This is a genomic window from Streptomyces sp. NPDC107654, assembly GCF_055639035.1.
This window is the reverse complement of record NZ_JBVKBI010000007.1, coordinates 26495-41951: the sequence shown is the minus strand read 5'-3', so window position 1 is coordinate 41951 and position 15457 is coordinate 26495. Positions and strand designations below refer to the sequence as shown.

Annotated in this window: 20 protein-coding genes and 1 tRNA gene; 3 read left to right on the top strand and 18 right to left on the bottom strand. The window is 71.8% G+C overall.

Annotated features, from left to right (window positions below):
* The 4 genes from ACZ7N4_RS14655 to ACZ7N4_RS14640 form a co-directional block, all read right to left on the bottom strand.
* The coding region (locus ACZ7N4_RS14655) for a PPOX class F420-dependent oxidoreductase (protein ID WP_471358125.1) at positions 1 to 379 on the bottom strand (379 nt) is incomplete at its 3' end.
* 49 nt (positions 380 to 428) lie between these two features.
* Positions 429 to 1250, bottom strand: a complete 822-nt coding sequence (locus tag ACZ7N4_RS14650; RefSeq protein WP_471358124.1) for a YceI family protein — start codon at positions 1248 to 1250, stop codon at positions 429 to 431.
* Between the two features lie 102 nt (positions 1251 to 1352).
* Positions 1353 to 3842, bottom strand: a complete 2490-nt coding sequence (locus ACZ7N4_RS14645; RefSeq protein ID WP_471358782.1) for an MFS transporter — start codon at positions 3840 to 3842, stop codon at positions 1353 to 1355.
* 85 nt (positions 3843 to 3927) lie between these two features.
* Complete coding sequence (locus ACZ7N4_RS14640) at positions 3928 to 4422, bottom strand: MarR family winged helix-turn-helix transcriptional regulator (protein ID WP_471358121.1); 495 nt, start codon at positions 4420 to 4422, stop codon at positions 3928 to 3930.
* Between the two features lie 204 nt (positions 4423 to 4626).
* Between ACZ7N4_RS14640 and ACZ7N4_RS14635 the strand changes: the two genes are divergently transcribed.
* Positions 4627 to 4821, top strand: a complete 195-nt coding sequence (locus ACZ7N4_RS14635; RefSeq protein ID WP_471358118.1) for a hypothetical protein — start codon at positions 4627 to 4629, stop codon at positions 4819 to 4821.
* 3 nt (positions 4822 to 4824) lie between these two features.
* On the opposite strand, the gene ACZ7N4_RS14630 is transcribed toward ACZ7N4_RS14635, so the two are convergent.
* The 9 genes from ACZ7N4_RS14630 to ACZ7N4_RS14590 form a co-directional block, all read right to left on the bottom strand.
* Positions 4825 to 5541: a hypothetical protein gene (locus ACZ7N4_RS14630; protein WP_471358116.1), complete on the bottom strand. Its 717-nt coding sequence runs from the start codon at positions 5539 to 5541 to the stop codon at positions 4825 to 4827.
* An 84-nt stretch (positions 5542 to 5625) separates the two neighbouring features.
* A complete protein-coding gene (locus ACZ7N4_RS14625) occupies positions 5626 to 6567 on the bottom strand; it encodes an RNA polymerase sigma factor SigF (RefSeq protein ID WP_471358113.1) in 942 nt (313 codons plus the stop codon).
* A gap of 336 nt (positions 6568 to 6903) precedes the next feature.
* Positions 6904 to 7740 (bottom strand): RNA polymerase sigma factor SigF, encoded by an 837-nt coding sequence (locus ACZ7N4_RS14620; protein ID WP_229896015.1) that lies wholly within the window; start codon positions 7738 to 7740, stop codon positions 6904 to 6906.
* A 205-nt stretch (positions 7741 to 7945) separates the two neighbouring features.
* Positions 7946 to 8248 carry a Dabb family protein gene (locus ACZ7N4_RS14615; RefSeq protein WP_471358110.1) on the bottom strand — a complete coding sequence of 101 codons (303 nt, stop codon included), beginning with the start codon at positions 8246 to 8248 and terminating at the stop codon, positions 7946 to 7948.
* Between the two features lie 10 nt (positions 8249 to 8258).
* The gene (locus ACZ7N4_RS14610) at positions 8259 to 8438 is read right to left on the bottom strand and encodes a hypothetical protein (RefSeq protein ID WP_059249927.1); all 180 of its coding nucleotides are present in this window, start codon (positions 8436 to 8438) and stop codon (positions 8259 to 8261) included.
* Between the two features lie 157 nt (positions 8439 to 8595).
* A tRNA-Ser gene (locus ACZ7N4_RS14605) sits at positions 8596 to 8680 on the bottom strand.
* A gap of 45 nt (positions 8681 to 8725) precedes the next feature.
* Positions 8726 to 9157 carry a tRNA adenosine(34) deaminase TadA gene (gene tadA, locus ACZ7N4_RS14600; RefSeq protein WP_471358779.1) on the bottom strand — a complete coding sequence of 144 codons (432 nt, stop codon included), beginning with the start codon at positions 9155 to 9157 and terminating at the stop codon, positions 8726 to 8728.
* 143 nt (positions 9158 to 9300) lie between these two features.
* Positions 9301 to 9831, bottom strand: coding sequence for a tRNA adenosine deaminase-associated protein (locus tag ACZ7N4_RS14595; RefSeq protein WP_471358776.1), 531 nt, complete (start codon positions 9829 to 9831; stop codon positions 9301 to 9303).
* A gap of 303 nt (positions 9832 to 10134) precedes the next feature.
* Positions 10135 to 10380: a hypothetical protein gene (locus ACZ7N4_RS14590; protein ID WP_471358107.1), complete on the bottom strand. Its 246-nt coding sequence runs from the start codon at positions 10378 to 10380 to the stop codon at positions 10135 to 10137.
* 97 nt (positions 10381 to 10477) lie between these two features.
* Here ACZ7N4_RS14590 and upp point away from each other — a divergent pair, with 97 nt between their 5' ends.
* Positions 10478 to 11113 carry a uracil phosphoribosyltransferase gene (upp, locus tag ACZ7N4_RS14585; RefSeq protein WP_103817752.1) on the top strand — a complete coding sequence of 212 codons (636 nt, stop codon included), beginning with the start codon at positions 10478 to 10480 and terminating at the stop codon, positions 11111 to 11113.
* Positions 11114 to 11149: 36 nt separating this feature from the next.
* On the opposite strand, the gene ACZ7N4_RS14580 is transcribed toward upp, so the two are convergent.
* The gene (locus tag ACZ7N4_RS14580; RefSeq protein WP_471358104.1) at positions 11150 to 11788 is read right to left on the bottom strand and encodes a LytR C-terminal domain-containing protein; all 639 of its coding nucleotides are present in this window, start codon (positions 11786 to 11788) and stop codon (positions 11150 to 11152) included.
* 98 nt (positions 11789 to 11886) lie between these two features.
* Positions 11887 to 12183: a type II toxin-antitoxin system VapB family antitoxin gene (locus tag ACZ7N4_RS14575; protein ID WP_004943146.1), complete on the bottom strand. Its 297-nt coding sequence runs from the start codon at positions 12181 to 12183 to the stop codon at positions 11887 to 11889.
* A gap of 113 nt (positions 12184 to 12296) precedes the next feature.
* On the opposite strand from ACZ7N4_RS14575, the gene ACZ7N4_RS14570 reads away from it, so the two are divergent.
* Positions 12297 to 13919: a helicase HerA-like domain-containing protein gene (locus ACZ7N4_RS14570; protein WP_471358101.1), complete on the top strand. Its 1623-nt coding sequence runs from the start codon at positions 12297 to 12299 to the stop codon at positions 13917 to 13919.
* A 19-nt stretch (positions 13920 to 13938) separates the two neighbouring features.
* Here ACZ7N4_RS14570 and ACZ7N4_RS14565 read toward each other — a convergent pair whose 3' ends face one another.
* The 3 genes from ACZ7N4_RS14565 to ACZ7N4_RS14555 form a co-directional block, all read right to left on the bottom strand.
* Positions 13939 to 14064, bottom strand: coding sequence for a hypothetical protein (locus tag ACZ7N4_RS14565; RefSeq protein WP_471358099.1), 126 nt, complete (start codon positions 14062 to 14064; stop codon positions 13939 to 13941).
* Positions 14065 to 14117: 53 nt separating this feature from the next.
* On the bottom strand, positions 14118 to 14438 hold the full coding sequence (locus tag ACZ7N4_RS14560; RefSeq protein ID WP_471358097.1) for a hypothetical protein: 321 nt from the start codon (positions 14436 to 14438) through the stop codon (positions 14118 to 14120).
* A 306-nt stretch (positions 14439 to 14744) separates the two neighbouring features.
* Positions 14745 to 15437 carry an HdeD family acid-resistance protein gene (locus ACZ7N4_RS14555; protein WP_471358095.1) on the bottom strand — a complete coding sequence of 231 codons (693 nt, stop codon included), beginning with the start codon at positions 15435 to 15437 and terminating at the stop codon, positions 14745 to 14747.
* Between the last annotated feature and the right edge of the window lie 20 nt (positions 15438 to 15457).

Here is a 15457-nt window from a genome sequence, read left to right as displayed (position 1 = left end):
TGACCATCGCCTCCCGGTACTCGTCCCAGTCGGGGTGTTCGCCGGCGATGTTGCGGTAGTACTCGACCAGGGGCTCCACCGAGTCGGGGGCGTCGACGACCTCGGCCGTGCCGTCGACCTGGACCCAGGGGCCGTTCCAGTCGTCGCTCAGGACGACCAGGCTGACGCGGGGGTCCCGCTTGGCGTTGCGGGTCTTGGCCCGCTCCGGGTAGGTGGAGACGACGATCCGGCCGGAGTCGTCCACCCCGCAGGTCAGCGGGGATGCCTGCGGGGAGCCGTCGGCCCGGCGCGTGATCAGCAGGGCGCGGTGACGGGGTCGTACGAAGTCCAGCAGCTCGTCCAGCGATACACGGGTGTTGGTAGCGGTGTTCGGTGCCATGACAGCACCCTAGGGGCAGTGGCTGCCCCTGTGGGTGACCCTGTCGTGCCTACGCCTGGGGGAGCGAGTCCCCCTGGACCGCCTGGATGTCCAGCTCGACCCTCAGCGTGGTGCCGATGGCCGCGATGCCCGCCTGGAGGACCTGGTTGTAGTTCATCGCGAAGTCCTCGCGGTGCAGTTCGGCGGTGGCCCGGAACGCGGCCCGCGTGCCGCCCCAGGGGTCGGCGCCGGTGCCGAGGTAGGCCAGGTCCAGGTCGACCGGTCGTACGACCCCGTGCATGGACAGCTCGCCGTGGACCGTCCAGCGGTCCGAGCCGGCCGCCGTCACACCGGTGGAGCGGTACGTGATCTCCGGGTGGCGCTCGACGTCGAGGAAGTCCCCGGACTTCAGGTGCGCGTCGCGCATGCCGTTGCCGGTGTCGACGGACGCGGCCCTGATCACGGCCTCCACCCGGGACTTGGTGACGTCGTCCGGCGCGATCTCGATCGTGCCGCCGAACTCCGTGAACCGGCCGTGCACGCTGGAGATCCCCAGGTGCTGGGCGACCGCGGCGACGGAGGAGTGCACCGGGTCGATGGTCCAGGGCCCGGGCGGCGGCAGTTCGGTGCCGCCCTGCCGGGCCAGCGTCACCGTGCCGACCTCGGCCCGGCCGCTCGCGGTGACGATCGCGCTGGACGCCGCCGGCGCGTAGCCCACGGCGGTCACGATCACGGTGTAAGCGCCCGGCGCCAGCTCGGTGGCGTCCCGTACGGCACCCTCGGCGTCCGCCTCGGCCCGCAGCACCTGGGTCCCGGTCATGTCGGTCACCGTGACGACCGCGTGCGACACGGCCCATCCGTCCCGCGTACGGATCTTCGCGGTCAGTCCCATCCCGTTTTCTCCCTGCAAGGTCTTACAAATCGGTCGTATGACACCGGCCCGTGGCGGGCGCGCCCTCCGCTCAGGCGCGCACCGCCACGGGCCGGGTGGGGACTACTCGCCGGGGTGGGCGAGTTCGATGTCGTGGCCGTCGACGCCGGGACCGGACACGGTCAGCGCGGTGGCCACCGGCGGGTAACCGGTCGCGATGACGGTGTACTCGCCGCCGTCCAGGTCGGTGAAGGCGTACGCCCCGTCCGTCCCGGTGGTGGCGGTGCCGACCACGTTGCCCGCCTGGTCGACGAGGGTCACCCGGGCGTCGGCCAGCGGGCCGTGCGGGGCCCGGACGACACCCTGGAGCCGGGCGCCGGCGTCCAGGTCGACCTCGACGCGGGTGACGCCGGTGGCGCCGACCTCGACCGGCAGGGCACGCGGCCGGAAGCCGCTCGCGTTGACCGCGACGGTCACCGTGCCCGGCACCAGGTCGGTGAGGGCGAAGTCGCCCTGCTCCCCGGTGGCGGCGGTGGCCAGCAGGTCACCGCGCACGTCGGTGACGATCACCATCGCGTCCTTGACCGGCAGCGCGCTTCCCGCGGCCCGGACCACGCCGGTCAGCCCGCTGGTGCCGCTGAGCAGGATGTCGTACGACAGCGGTTCCCCGCCCACCACGACGGTGGAGGCCTGCGGCTGGTAGCCGTCGGCGGACGCGATCAGGACGTACGACCCGGTGCCGGGGGCGTCGAGGACGTAGGAGCCGTCGGCCTGGGTGACCGAGCGGCCCAGCTGGCGGCCGGACAGCGAGATCAGCGTGACCGCGGCCTGCGGGACCGGGGCGCTCTCGGCGCCGCGGACGTAGCCGTGCACCGGGGTGCCGCCGGTGGTGCCGGGCTCGGCGACCGTGGCGACGGCGCCGAGCTGCGTGGCCGCGGTGGCCGAGGCGCCGTTCTCGCCGAGGACGGGGGCGGCCCAGCCGGGCACCCGCTCCGGGGCCGGAGCCTCGGTGGCCGTCTCGGCGGCGACCGGGGCCTGGGCCTCGGCGACGGCCGGCGCGGCGGCCGGGTCGGTCACGGGGGCCTTGGCCTCGGCGGTCTGCGCGAGCGCGCCCTGGGTCCTCAGCGGGACCTCCTTGATGAACAGCGTGATCAGGAAGGCGACGGCGGCGAGGCAGCCGGCGATGAGGAAGACGTCGGCGATGCCGTGGCCGTAGGCGCTCTCCAGCAGCGTCCGGATGGGCGCCGGGAGCTTGTCCATGTCCGGGATGCTGTCGGTCGAGCCGGAGCTGTGCGCCATGGCGGCCTGGTACTTGGGGCTCAGCGCGGAGACGCCGTCCTCGACGTAGTGGGTGATCCGGCGGGACATCACGGCACCCAGCGCGGAGACGCCGACCGCACCGCCGAGGGAGCGGAAGAAGGTGACCGTGGAGCTGGCCGAGCCGAGGTCGGAGGGCGCCACCTGGTTCTGCGTGGCGAGCACCAGGTTCTGCATCATCATGCCGATGCCGAGACCCAGCAGGGCCATGAAGATGGCCATCTTCCAGTAGTCGGTGTCGTACCGGATGCCGCCGAGCAGCAGCAGGCCGGCCGTGACCAGGACGCCACCGCTGACCAGCCACGCCTTCCAGCGGCCGGTGCGGGTGATGAACTGACCCGAGACGGTGGAGGAGACGAACAGACCGCCGATCATCGGGATGGTCATGACGCCCGACATGGTCGGGGACTTGTCGCGGGCCAGCTGGAAGTACTGGCTGAAGAAGACGGTGCCGGAGAACATCGCGACACCGACGAACAGCGAGGCGAGCGACGCCAGCGTGATCGTGCGGTTCTTGAACAGGCGCAGCGGGATGATCGGCTCGCTCGCCTTGGACTCGACGAGCACGAACAGCGCGCCGAGGACGATCGAACCGCCGACCATCGCGTAGGTCTGCCAGGACAGCCAGTCGTACTTGTCACCGGCGAAGGTGACCCAGACCAGCAGCAGGGAGACGGCGGCGGAGATGAGGGTCGCGCCGCCCCAGTCGACCTTGACCTCCCGCTTGACCACGGGCAGGTGCAGGGTCTTCTGCAGCACGATCAGCGCGATGACCGCGAAGGGGACACCGACGTAGAAGCACCAGCGCCAGCCCAGCCAGGAGGTGTCGGTGATGACACCGCCGAGCAGCGGGCCGCCGACGGTGGCGACGGCGAAGGTGGCACCCAGGTAGCCGGAGTACCGGCCGCGCTCGCGCGGGGAGATCATCGCGGCCATGACGATCTGCGCCAGGGCGGACAGACCGCCGACGCCGATGCCCTGGAACACCCGGAAGGTGATGAGCATGCCGGGGTTCTGGGACAGACCGGCCGCCATCGAGGCGACCACGTAGATGATCAGGGCTATCTGGACGAGAGCCTTCTTGCTGTACAGGTCGGCGAGCTTGCCCCACAGGGGAGTGGCCGCGGTCATCGACAGCAGGGCGGCGGTGACCACCCAGGTGTAGGCGGACTGGCCGCCGCCGAGGTCCCCGATGATGTGCGGCAGGGCGTTGGAGACGATCGTGGACGACAGGATCGCCACGAACATGCCGAGCAGCAGCCCGGACAGGGCCTCCATGATCTGCCGGTGGGTCATCGGGGCGTCGCCGTGGGAGCCTCCCCCGTGCTTGGCGTGAGCCCGCACACCGGCTGGTGTGGTCGTTGCCATGGGCTTCCTTCTCTTACGTGCTTGCGGGTGTACGGGTGGTCTCTTCGGATACGGGTTCGGTGAGCCGGAGCGGGGCCGAGCGGCAGTCGCCGAAGGACGCGCGCAGGCGTGTCATCAGCCGGATCAGCTCGCCGACGTCCTCGTCGGTCCAGTCCGCGAGTCGTTCGGCCAGCAGATGCGTGGTCCGCCGGGACAGCTCGTCGAGCCGGTCCAGGCCCGCGGGCGTCAGGCGCAGGATGCGCGAGCGCTTGTCCGCGGGGTCCGGGTGCCGCTCGATCCAGCCGCGTGCGGCGACGTGCGCGACATGTCGGCTGGTGACCGACATGTCCACGGCGAGCAACTCCGCGAGCTTGCTCATGCGCATGTCGCCGTGGCGGCCGAGCAGGGTCAGCACGGCGGCGGAGCCGGCCGGGCAGTCGGGCGGCAGGATCCGCCCCATGTCCCGTTTCACGGCTCCGACGGCACTGAGCTGACGCGCCAGCTCTTCAAACTGCGCCCGCTCGGCCATCACACCTCCCGTATCGTTGCTTAGGGCAACCATAAGCGTGCTTGGTTGCTGCAGGCAAACAAATCCGGGGGGCTGGGCGCAAAAAGTTGGCAAAGGCGAGTATTGCGTTCGTAAATATGCAGGTGACTGCGGGCGCCGTGCCCCCGTCTGTCCCGGTGGCCCCGCACTTGGGTCGCTCACCGGGATTCGCTAGGGTCTCGGGGCATGGCTAACACCCAGGGCCCCCAGGGCAATTACGACCCCGCAGGCAGCACCCAGATGTTCCGCGCGTTCGTCGACGAGGCCCCCCAGGGGCGGCAGCAGCAGGCGGCCTCCTCCGGCCCCCGGGCCGGTCTGATCATCGGCGTCGTCGTGGCGCTCGTGGTGATCGCCGGCGTCGCCTGGCTGGCGATGAAGTAGGACTCAGTCCCACTCGACGGAGACGTCCCGCGTCTCGATGTGCATGCCGAGCGGCACCCGCCAGGCATCCACGCACACCGTCCACGCGGGGCTCCTGCGCGCACCCGGCGCCAGCGGCACCGGCAGCTCCACGGTCGACTCGACCGTCCCCCAGTCGACGCCGAGCGCGCCGATGACGTGCGTCCCGAGCGTCACCGACCCCGAACGCACCGCCGTCCCACCTGTGTTGTGGAAGTCGACGGTCACCTTCTGGCACCAGCGCCGGTCGGTGTCCTCGGTCGCCGGGTCGCCCCACGAGAGATCGGCCTGCGCCGGCGCCGGTGTCGTACGGCTCGGAGCGGGTCTCGACGGGGCGGGCGGTGACGTACGACCGCCCGGGCCGCCGCGGGGTCGCGGGACGCCCGGGGTCTCCTCGGCGGTCGGCGCCGAGGCCGGTGCCGGTTCCCGTGCCGACTCCGATGCCGGGGCCGGCGGTGATGCCGGCCTGGCGGAGCGGGGAGCGCCGGGGCGGGCCGGTGCCGCGGGGCCGGTCCCGCGCGGCTGCCGGTCGAGCGGCACCAGGGCCACCGACCCGGACGGCGCCACGGCCGTCGGGCCGCCCTGCCCCGCGCCGACCGCGGTGTAACCACCGCCCGGACCGCCGCCACCGCACGCGACCAGCACCCCGCCCAGGCCGACGACGGCCGCCGACACCGCTGTGAGCATCCCGGTACGCAGCATCCGGTCATGGTGACCGACGCGGCGTCAGATGAGAACCCCGGTGCGGGCAGCGCCCCCGAAGGGGCCGCCCTTCCGGCGGAGCGGCTAGTCGGAGATCAGTCCGTCCCGCAACTGTGCCAGGGTCCGGGTCAGCAGCCGGGAGACGTGCATCTGGGAGATGCCGACCTCCTCGCCGATCTGCGACTGGGTCATGTTGGCGAAGAAGCGCAGCATGATGATCCGCCGCTCCCGGGGCGGGAGTTTGGCCAGCAGCGGCTTGAGGGACTCGCGGTACTCCACGCCCTCCAGGGCCGTGTCCTCGTAGCCGAGCCGGTCGGCGAGCGAGCCCTCGCCGCCGTCGTCCTCGGGGGCCGGCGAGTCGAGGGAGGAGGCGGTGTAGGCGTTGCCGACCGCGAGGCCGTCGACCACGTCCTCCTCGGAGACGCCGAGCACGGCGGCCAGCTCCGTCACCGTGGGGGAGCGGTCCAGCTTCTGCGACAGCTCGTCGCTGGCCTTGGTGAGGGCCAGGCGCAGCTCCTGGAGCCGGCGCGGAACCCGCACGGACCACGAGGTGTCGCGGAAGAACCGCTTGATCTCGCCCACGACCGTCGGCATCGCGAAGGTCGGGAACTCGACGCCCCGTTCACAGTCGAACCGGTCGATCGCCTTGATCAGGCCGATGGTGCCGACCTGGACGATGTCCTCCATCGGCTCGTTGCGCGAGCGGAACCGCGCCGCCGCGTAGCGGACCAGCGGCAGGTTCAGCTCGATCAGGGTGTCCCGGACGTAGGCCCGCTCGGGGCTGTCCTGGTCCAGCGCGGCCAGGCGCAGGAACAGCGAGCGGGACAGGGTGCGGGTGTCGAGGTTCGCCGTGGCCTGCGCGGCCGGGACAGCTTCGGCGGCCGGGTCGGCGGCCGGGGACGGCACGGCTTCGAGGGCCGTGACACCCTCGAAGCCGTCGAGGACGTCGAGAGCGTCGAGCTCCTTGGGCGCTGCCTCGCTCTTCGTGGGCGTCAGCACCTTCGAGCTGCCCTGGTCTGCGGACATGCCACCCCCTTTGGGTCGCGGGACGGTCGCGGCGGCGCCGTCTCTTTCCGAGCGACGCAGCCCTCACCTGAATACCGGAGCCGGAGCCACGGCAAACGCGCTTCCCGCAGAATGTCACATGTCGGCAACGCGCTGTACCGACATGTCGACATGTGAGATCCGAATCGCCCCTGGAAACAAAGGGACTGACGGCTTTTCGGCTGCCAACTGTCGCAACCGCGCTGGTGAGCGATTCGCTCGTGCCGGTTACCGCTCGATCGGGTTTGCGATGCAGCGGCGCACGGGCCGTGCTTCCGTGCGCCCGCCATGCATCAGGAGGCCGGCCGTCTGCTGCCGCTACGCGTCGATCCGATTTGCGGAACGCAGCCGTTGGAAGCTACGGGCGAGCAGACGTGAGACATGCATCTGGGAGACGCCGAGTTCCGCGCTGATCTGTGACTGGGTGAGATTGCTGTAGTAGCGCAGAAGAAGGATTCGCTGTTCTCTCTCGGGGAGTTGGACGAGGAGGTGGCGGACCAGGTCGCGGTGTTCCACGCCGTCCAGGGCCGGGTCCTCGTAGCCGATCCGGTCCAGCAGGCCGGGCAGCCCGTCGCCCTCCTGGGCGGCCTCCAGCGAGGTGGCGTGGTACGACCGTCCCGCCTCGATGCAGCTGAGCACCTCGTCCTCGCTGATCCGGAGCCGGTCGGCGATCTCGGCGGTGGACGGGGAGCGGCCGTAGAGCGTGGTCAGGTCCTCGGTCGCGCTGTTGACCTGTACCCACAACTCGTGCAGCCGGCGCGGGACGTGGACGGTGCGGACGTTGTCCCGGAAGTACCGCTTGATCTCGCCGACCACGGTGGGCATCGCGAAGGTCGGGAACTGCACCCCCCGGTCCGGGTCGAAGCGGTCGATGGCGTTGATCAGGCCGATGGTGCCGACCTGGACGACGTCCTCCATCGGCTCGTTGCGGGAGCGGAAGCGGGCGGCGGCGTAGCGCACGAGCGGGAGGTTCGCCTCGATCAGCGCCCCCCGTACCCGGTTGTGCTCCGGCGTGCCGGGGGTGAGCTCCTTCAGTTCGGCGAACAGCACCTGGGTCAGGGCCCGGGTGTCCGCGCCGCGGCGCTTCTCGGGGGCCGGCGGGGTCGGAGTGGGCGCCTCTTCCTGGGGCGGCGCAGTACTGGCCGACACGGTCAACGCCACCTCTTCATCGGTCAATCATCCGTCAAAAGCGGTCATAGCATCACAAGACATGTGCACTGTGTGCAAGCACCCGATAACCACGTGTTGTGGTTCAAACACCGACGGTTTGGGGTAGCAGTGCCGCAAAAACCGCTCTGCCGGAACGGCGCAGCCCCCCGCCGGGACGGCGGGGGGCTGCTGTGGCCGTGGGGGTGCGGAGCTACTGGCCGTCGATCTCGTAGTCGGCGATCACCCAGGTGGAGAACTCGCGCCAGAGCGCGACGCCCGCCTGGTGGGCCGGGTGCTCCAGGTAGCGCTTGAGGGCGTCGGCGTCCTCGACCGCCGAGTTGATCGCGAAGTCGTAGGCGATCGGCCGGTCGCTGATGTTCCAGGCACACTCCCAGAAGCGCAGTTCCTCGATCCGGCCGCCGAGGGCCCGGAAGGCCTCCACGCCCGCCATGACCCGGGGATCGTCACGCTCGACGCCCTCGTTGAGCCTGAAGAGGACCAGATGGCGGATCATGGGGTGTACCTCAGCTCTTTCCTCCGTCGGCGACCCAGGTCATGAAGTCACCGACGGCCTTGGCCGCGTCCGATATGCCCTCGAAGCCTATCTGGACGTAGTCGGCCGCCTTGGCCGGGTCCGTGATGATCACGTACAGCGCGAAGACCACGAGCACGTACACGGCGATCTTCTTGGCGTTCACCGCCACCGCGGCCTCCCCTGTGCCAGTGCCCCGAGGGCCCCCTGCTGCCGGCCGCGAGTGTAACCTCCGGACCTCCCCGCGGGGCCGACAGCCCGCCGCGGCGGGGGTGTTGTGGTCCGGAACGCGCGAAAGGCCCCGCCGGTCGGCGGGGCCTTTCTGCGAGCGGTAGCGGAGGGATTTGAACCCTCGGTGACTTGCGCCACACTCGCTTTCGAGGCGAGCTCCTTCGGCCGCTCGGACACGCTACCGAGGGAGACCTTACAGCACCGGGGCCCGAGGTTTGAAATCGGTATTCACCGGTTCCGGAAGAACTCCGTGAGGAGACGGGCGCAGTCGGGGGCGAGCACGCCCTCGATGACCTCCGGGCGGTGGTTGAGCCGCCGGTCGCGCACCACGTCCCACAGGGAACCGGCCGCGCCCGCCTTCTCGTCCCGGGCGCCGTAGACCACCCGGTCCACCCGGGACTGGACGAGGGCGCCCGCGCACATCGTGCACGGCTCCAGGGTCACGACCAGCGTGCAGCCGGTCAGCCGCCACTCCCCGAGCCGGGCCGCCGCCCGCCGGATCGCGAGGACCTCCGCGTGGGCCGTGGGATCGCCGGTGGCCTCGCGCTCGTTGTGTCCGGCACCGAGCACCGTCGTACCGTCCGGGGACAGCACGACGGCGCCGACGGGGACGTCCCCGCCCCGGACGGCCCGTTCGGCCTCCGTGAGGGCGAGCCGCATCGCGGCCCGCCAGGGGTCCCTCACCGGGTCCGGCGCGTCCTGCTGCGGAAGCTGCTCCGGGGGTCGTTCCCGGGCCTGTCGCGTGTCCTGTTCCGGGGCCTGCTCTTGGGCCTCTTCCGGGAGCAGCGGGTCCTGTGGCGCGGTCAGCGGACGGTCTCCAGCACCTCCGAGGCGCCCAGGGCCTCGGCGATCGTGTTCAGCGCGTCGTCGGCGTCCAGGGCGCGCAGCTCCTTCTCGCTGATGCCCAGGTCGTCCAGGATCTCGCTGTCGCCCACCGGGCTGTGCGGCACCGCGTCGGCGTCGCCGCCCTCCTCCTCGTCGTCCTCGGACTCCCCGTCCTCGGTGCCGTCGAGGTCCAGGGCGTCCAGGTCCGGGCCGTCGTCCGAGCCGGGCTCCCGGCCGAGCAGTTCGTCGGTGAGCAGCAGCTCCCCGTAGGCGCTGCGCTGGGCGGCGGCGGCGTCCGAGACGTAGATGCGAGGGTCCTCCTCGCCGTCCACGCGGACGACGCCGAACCAGGCGTCCTCCTGCTCGATCAGGACGAGCACTGTGTCCTCGTCGGGAGAGGCTTCCCGGGCCAGGTCGGCCAGATCCGACAGGGTCTCCACATCGTCGAGCTCTGTGTCGCTCGCTTCCCACCCGTCTTCGGTGCGCGCGAGCAGTGCGGCGAAGTACACCGTGACTCTCCCACTGGTCATAGGCGTGCCGGTTGGGGGTCCCCCCGGCGGAGGTACATGGGCGGAGAGAGCTGGGCTCCGAGCCCCACCCACTCGGAATCGTGGCAGAAACAAGGCGTCCAGGGGACGTCTTCGGCCCCCTGTGTCTGGCTGTTTCGATCGCGGATCCGTGATCGGCTCACCAGCGCGCTCATTGCCACCACCTGCGGATCGTACGCGGCTTTTCCCCACGCTCACGCACGCCCCACCTCACCAACACCGGTGCGGTCGGGGAACTTCCGCGGCCCGCCGGGCGGGCCGGGGCTACCAGCGGAACGTCCGCATACGCATCGCGTGGCGCAGCCGGGCGGCCTTGGCGCGCCGGGGCTGGACGCGGGCGCGCAGCTCCCGGGCCTCTGCGAGATCGCGCAGGAACTGGGCGCGGCGCCGCCGTCGTTCCGTCTCGGTCTCGGGCTTGTCGGGGTCGGGCCGCGCGGACCGTGCGGCGGGGCCGGCCCTGTGGCCGGTGGCCCCGGAGGCGTCCGCGGGCGGGTCTGGCAGGTCGGACACGTCGCACCACCCCACTCACGTCCCCTCCCACTTTCCCCCGGTCGGCCGGTTTGACGCCAGCGCGAGGGCGGGGTCCGCCGCAGGTACCGTTAGGGGCATGCGTCTCCATGTCGTCGACCACCCCCTGGTCGCTCACAAGCTCACCACGCTGCGCGACCAGCGCACCGACTCCGCGACCTTCCGGCGGCTCGCCGACGAACTGGTCACCCTGCTCGCCTACGAGGCGACCAGGGACGTGCGCACCGAGGCCGTCGACATCCAGACGCCGGTCGCGCGCACCACGGGCGTCAAGCTGGCCCGTCCGCGCCCGCTGGTGGTGCCGATCCTGCGGGCCGGTCTCGGCATGCTGGACGGCATGGTCCGGCTGCTGCCGACCGCCGAGGTGGGCTTCCTCGGCATGATCCGCAACGAGGAGACGCTGCAGGCGTCCACGTACGCCTCGCGCATGCCGGAGGACCTCTCGGGCCGCCAGGTGTACGTCCTCGACCCGATGCTGGCCACGGGCGGAACGCTGGTCGCGGCGATCCAGGAGCTGATCAAGCGCGGTGCGGACGACGTGACGGCCGTGGTGCTGCTGGCCGCGCCCGAGGGGGTCGAGGTCATGGAGCGGGAGCTGGCGGGCACGCCGGTCACCGTGGTCACGGCGGCGGTGGACGACCACCTCAACGAGCTGGGATACATCGTGCCGGGACTGGGTGACGCGGGGGACCGGCTCTACGGCGCCGCCGAGTAGCCACGCGTCGCTCCTCAGCGGCTCTTCTTCTCTTCTTCAGCAGCTCTTCTTCGTGGTGGCGGCCGGCTGCGGTTCCGTCAGGGCCGTCAGGGCCCGGTCGGCCGTCGCCCGGTCGGCCAGGCCCTTGAAGGCGTCGCCGATGACGAGGTCCACGTCGGTGCCCTTGCGGGTGTCGGCGCGCGGGTCGGCGCCGGCGAGCTGGGTGGCGAGGACGCGGAGTGCCGTGTCCTGGGCCGCGGGGGAGCCGAGGAGCATCCCAGTGCCCTTGACCTTCTTGTCGTACTGCTTCGACGCGTTGCCCACGGTGCCGACGCGGAAGCCCCGCTTGCGCAGTTCGTCCGCGGTGCTCTTGGCGAGCCCGGCGCGCTTGGTGGCGTTGTAGACGTTGACGGTGATCCGGCCGGGCTCGGGGAGGCGCTCGGCGCGGGTCGCCGCGGCAGCCGCCGCCTTGGTACGGCAGTGGGCCGCCGGGCCGGTCGCCGTGGAGTCGCCGGCGCCGCCGGTGAAGACGTCGATGAGCTGCAGGGTGCCCCAGCCGATCAGGCCGAGGACGGCGACGGACGCCACCACGGCGGCCACGAGCCTGCCGTGTCGCCGGGGCGGACGCATCCGCGGGTATTTGTCCCCCGTGATCCGGTACTGGCCGCCCATGCCAGGGGGAGTCAGCATGCTCATGAGCGCAGCGTAGTGCGCCCGAGCGGCGATGCCTATCAGATGATCAGTTGATGCCGCTCAGCGGAACCCGAAAGGGCCAACGGCCCTGTCGCGCCGCGTCAGTCCAGTTCGAGCACGCGCGCGTGCAGCACCTGGCGCTGCTGGAGGGCGGCGCGGACCGCGCGGTGCAGACCGTCCTCCAGGTACAGGTCGCCCTGCCACTTCACGACGTGCGCGAAGAGGTCGCCGTAGAACGTCGAGTCCTCCGCCAGCAGGGTCTCCAGATCGAGCTGCTGCTTGGTGGTCACGAGCTGATCGAGGCGGACCGGGCGCGGCGCGACGTCCGCCCACTGCCGGGTGCTCTCCCGGCCGTGGTCGGGGTACGGCCGGCCGTTTCCGATGCGCTTGAAGATCACACGGAAAGCCTACCGGTCAAGACGTTCCGGGCGCAGCCATGGCGGGGCAGTGCGACGCTTGAAAAGATGGAGCAATTCGGGCATACGGGCTACTACGGGAACGGGGACCGGGGATGAGTGACAGCGAGACCGCGCCGCCCGCGGAGCCCCGGGGTGCTGCCGAGGCGCCCCAGGCGGCTTCCGCACTGCCCGCCGAGGCACGGAAGATCGCCTCCGGTTACGCCTTCACCGGACCCGCGCTCGACCTGGGCGCCCTCCTGTGGGACGGGCGCTGCCACGCCGGCGCTCCGGTCCGCGTCCCGCTGTCCGTGCTCAACCGGCACGGCCTGGTCGCGGGCGCCACCGGCACCGGCAAGACCAAGACCCTCCAGCTGATCGCCGAACAGCTGTCGGCGCAGGGCGTACCGGTGTTCCTCGCGGACATCAAGGGCGACCTGTCCGGCATCGCACGGCCGGGGCAGCGCAGCGACCGGGTGAGCGGGCGGTCCGGCGAGGTCGGCCAGGCCTGGGCCCCGGCCGGCTACCCGGCGGAGTTCCTCGCCCTCGGCGGCCTCGGCCACGGCGTCCCGGTCCGGGCCACCGTCACCAGCTTCGGCCCGGTGCTGCTGGCCAAGGTGCTCGGGCTGAACCAGACCCAGGAGCAGTCCCTCGGCCTGATCTTCCACTACGCCGACACCAAGGGCCTGGAGCTGATCGACCTCAAGGACCTGCGCGCGGTCGTCGCCTTCCTCACCTCCGACGAGGGCAGGGCCGAACTCAGGGACATCGGCGGCCTCTCCAGTGCCACGGCCGGGGTGATCCTGCGCTCGCTGACGGCCTTCGAGGCGCAGGGCATGACGGACTTCTTCGGCGAGCCGGAGTTCGACACCGCCGACCTGCTGCACACCGCGGAGGACGGCCGGGGCGTCGTCTCGGTCCTCGAACTCCCGGCGGTGCAGGAGAAACCCCTGCTCTTCTCGACGTTCCTGATGTGGCTGCTCGCCGACCTGTTCCACGACCTGCCCGAGATCGGCGACGTCGACAAGCCGAAGCTGGTGTTCTTCTTCGACGAGGCCCACCTGCTGTTCCACGGCGCCTCCAGGGCGTTCCTGGACTCGATCACGCAGACCGTCCGGCTCATCCGCTCCAAGGGCGTCGGCGTCTTCTTCGTCACCCAGACCCCGAAGGACGTGCCCGGTGACGTCCTCGCCCAGCTCGGCAACCGCGTCCAGCACGCCCTGCGTGCCTTCACCCCCGACGACGACAAGGCCCTGCGGGCGACCGTGCAGACCTTCCCCAGGTCGGCGTACGACCTGGAGGAGCTGCTCACCGGTCTCGGCACCGGCGAGGCCGTGGTGACCGTGCTCGGCGAGAGCGGCGCCCCCACTCCGGTCGCCGCCACCCGGCTGCGCGCCCCGGAGTCCCTGATGGGCCCGGTGGACGCGGCCGAACTGGACCGGGCGGTGCGCGCCTCCGCGCTCCACGACCGTTATGCACAGGCTGTGGACCGCGAGTCGGCGTACGAGCGGCTGAGCGCGGCCCGCCCGCAGGAACCGGCCCGGGAGCCGGAGCCGGAGCCGACCGCCCGGCCGGCTCCGCGCGCGCCGCGGGCTCCGCAGCCTGCCGGGGAGGAGTCGTCGCTGGTCGAACAGGTCGTGCACAGCCCGGTGTTCAAGTCCCTGGCCCGCTCGGTCGGCACCCAGCTCGGCCGCGAGATCACCCGTTCGCTGTTCGGCACCGCCCGGCGGAGGCGGTAGCCGCCTCCGCCGGTGCCGGTCAGCGGTCCTGTCCCTCCGGTGACCGCTGGGGTTCCGGCGTCCGCTGCTCCGGCCTGGGGGCCGTACCGCGCCGGGCCTCCGCGCGCAGCAGGGCGCGCAGGACGGCGTAGGGATCCTTGGGCATGGCTGAGCTGCTCCTTGCGTCGAACCGACCGACCTTGCGGGGACGCGGGCCGGTCAGCAGCGCAGCACCACCGTGCGCAGCAGGGGCGTGGTGCGCGGCACCCGCGGGGCGGCGGGACGGGGGCGGGCCGCCGGGCGGGCGGGCGCCGGATCGGGCAGGGGCGCGGGGCGCTCGGGTAGGTCGGCCCGGTGCAGGGCACGGGCGGGCGGCCGCAGCGCCGGGTCGAGGAGGTCGTGCTCGGCGGTCTCGGCGGCCACGACGACGCCGGCCGCGGCCTGGGCCGGCACGTGGGCGCCGGGCATCCACACGGCGAGGAGCAGCACGAGCACGCGGAGCCAGGTACGGCTCCGGGGCGTGCTCCTGATCCTGCTCACGGCTGCTGTCTGCCCGGAACGGACGGCCGGGGCAGCACCCGGGCACGAGAACCGCCCGCTCGGCGTACCTGGGGGCGTCGGGGTTGACGGCCGGGACGGGGCTGCTGGTCGGGGCAGGGCTGACGGTTGTCTCGGGGCTGCTGGTCGTGGCAGGGCTGACGGTTGTCCCGGGGCTGCTGGTCGTGGCAGGACTGACGGTCGTCACGGGCTGACGGTTGTCGCAGGACTGACGGTCGTCACGGGCTGACGGTCGTGGCAGGGCTGACGGTCGTCAGAGGCTGACGGATGTCGCCTGGACGGCGGCTGTCACAGGGCCTGCGGCACCCCGCGGGCCCGGCTGCGGATGCCGAACGCCGTGACGATCTCCACGATGCCCACCACGATCAGCCAGATGCCGCCGACGAGCGTCAGCACCGCGACCGACCGGAACGGCGAGTCGATGAGGACGATCCCGGCGACGAAGGTCAGGATCCCGAGGAGGACCTGCCAGCCCCGGGCGGGCATCCGGGAGTCGTGCAGGGCGGCCAGGGTCTGCGTGATCCCGCGGAACAACCAGCCGATGCCGATCCACAGGGCGAGCAGCAGGATCGACTGCATGGGCCCGCGGAAGCAGAACAGGCCGAGCAGGATCGACAGCGCGCCGCTGATGAAGGCCAGGACGCGCAGCGAGGTCGCCCGGTGCGTGCCGAACGCCGAGACCAGCTGCAGGATCCCGCTGTACACCAGGTAGACGCCGAACAGCACCCCCGCGGCGAGCAGGGAGGCACCCGGCCACACCAGCACCAGGATCCCGAGCACCAGCGAGCCGATCCCGGTGACCAGGACGACCTGCCAGGCGGCCCGGGACAGGGCGTGCAGCGGCCCCTCGAACGGCGGCTCCGGCTCGTGCCGGCCGTGGGGCTCCGCCATGGGGTGGCCGGGGGGCGCCTCCGCCGCGTGGACGCGTCGGTCGTCGTACGCACGGTCCCGCTCCGGACCGCTGCTGGGTATGTCGGTCATGCCCCATGTTCGGACCGGCG

What these genes read in the sequence shown, in the direction of transcription:
- ACZ7N4_RS14650 (WP_471358124.1), bottom strand. Translation starts at nt 1,250, where the DNA reads ATGGGACTGACCGCGAAGATCCGTACGCGGGACGGATGGGCCGTGTCG.
- ACZ7N4_RS14645 (WP_471358782.1), bottom strand. Translation starts at nt 3,842, where the DNA reads ATGACCCACCGGCAGATCATGGAGGCCCTGTCCGGGCTGCTGCTCGGC.
- ACZ7N4_RS14640 (WP_471358121.1), bottom strand. Translation starts at nt 4,422, where the DNA reads ATGGCCGAGCGGGCGCAGTTTGAAGAGCTGGCGCGTCAGCTCAGTGCC.
- ACZ7N4_RS14635 (WP_471358118.1), top strand. Translation starts at nt 4,627, where the DNA reads ATGGCTAACACCCAGGGCCCCCAGGGCAATTACGACCCCGCAGGCAGC.
- ACZ7N4_RS14630 (WP_471358116.1), bottom strand. Translation starts at nt 5,541, where the DNA reads ATGCTGCGTACCGGGATGCTCACAGCGGTGTCGGCGGCCGTCGTCGGC.
- ACZ7N4_RS14625 (WP_471358113.1), bottom strand. Translation starts at nt 6,567, where the DNA reads ATGTCCGCAGACCAGGGCAGCTCGAAGGTGCTGACGCCCACGAAGAGC.
- ACZ7N4_RS14615 (WP_471358110.1), bottom strand. Translation starts at nt 8,248, where the DNA reads ATGATCCGCCATCTGGTCCTCTTCAGGCTCAACGAGGGCGTCGAGCGT.
- tadA (WP_471358779.1), bottom strand. Translation starts at nt 9,157, where the DNA reads ATGCGGCTCGCCCTCACGGAGGCCGAACGGGCCGTCCGGGGCGGGGAC.
- upp (WP_103817752.1), top strand. Translation starts at nt 10,478, where the DNA reads ATGCGTCTCCATGTCGTCGACCACCCCCTGGTCGCTCACAAGCTCACC.
- ACZ7N4_RS14580 (WP_471358104.1), bottom strand. Translation starts at nt 11,788, where the DNA reads ATGAGCATGCTGACTCCCCCTGGCATGGGCGGCCAGTACCGGATCACG.
- ACZ7N4_RS14570 (WP_471358101.1), top strand. Translation starts at nt 12,297, where the DNA reads ATGAGTGACAGCGAGACCGCGCCGCCCGCGGAGCCCCGGGGTGCTGCC.
- ACZ7N4_RS14565 (WP_471358099.1), bottom strand. Translation starts at nt 14,064, where the DNA reads ATGCCCAAGGATCCCTACGCCGTCCTGCGCGCCCTGCTGCGCGCGGAG.
- ACZ7N4_RS14555 (WP_471358095.1), bottom strand. Translation starts at nt 15,437, where the DNA reads ATGACCGACATACCCAGCAGCGGTCCGGAGCGGGACCGTGCGTACGAC.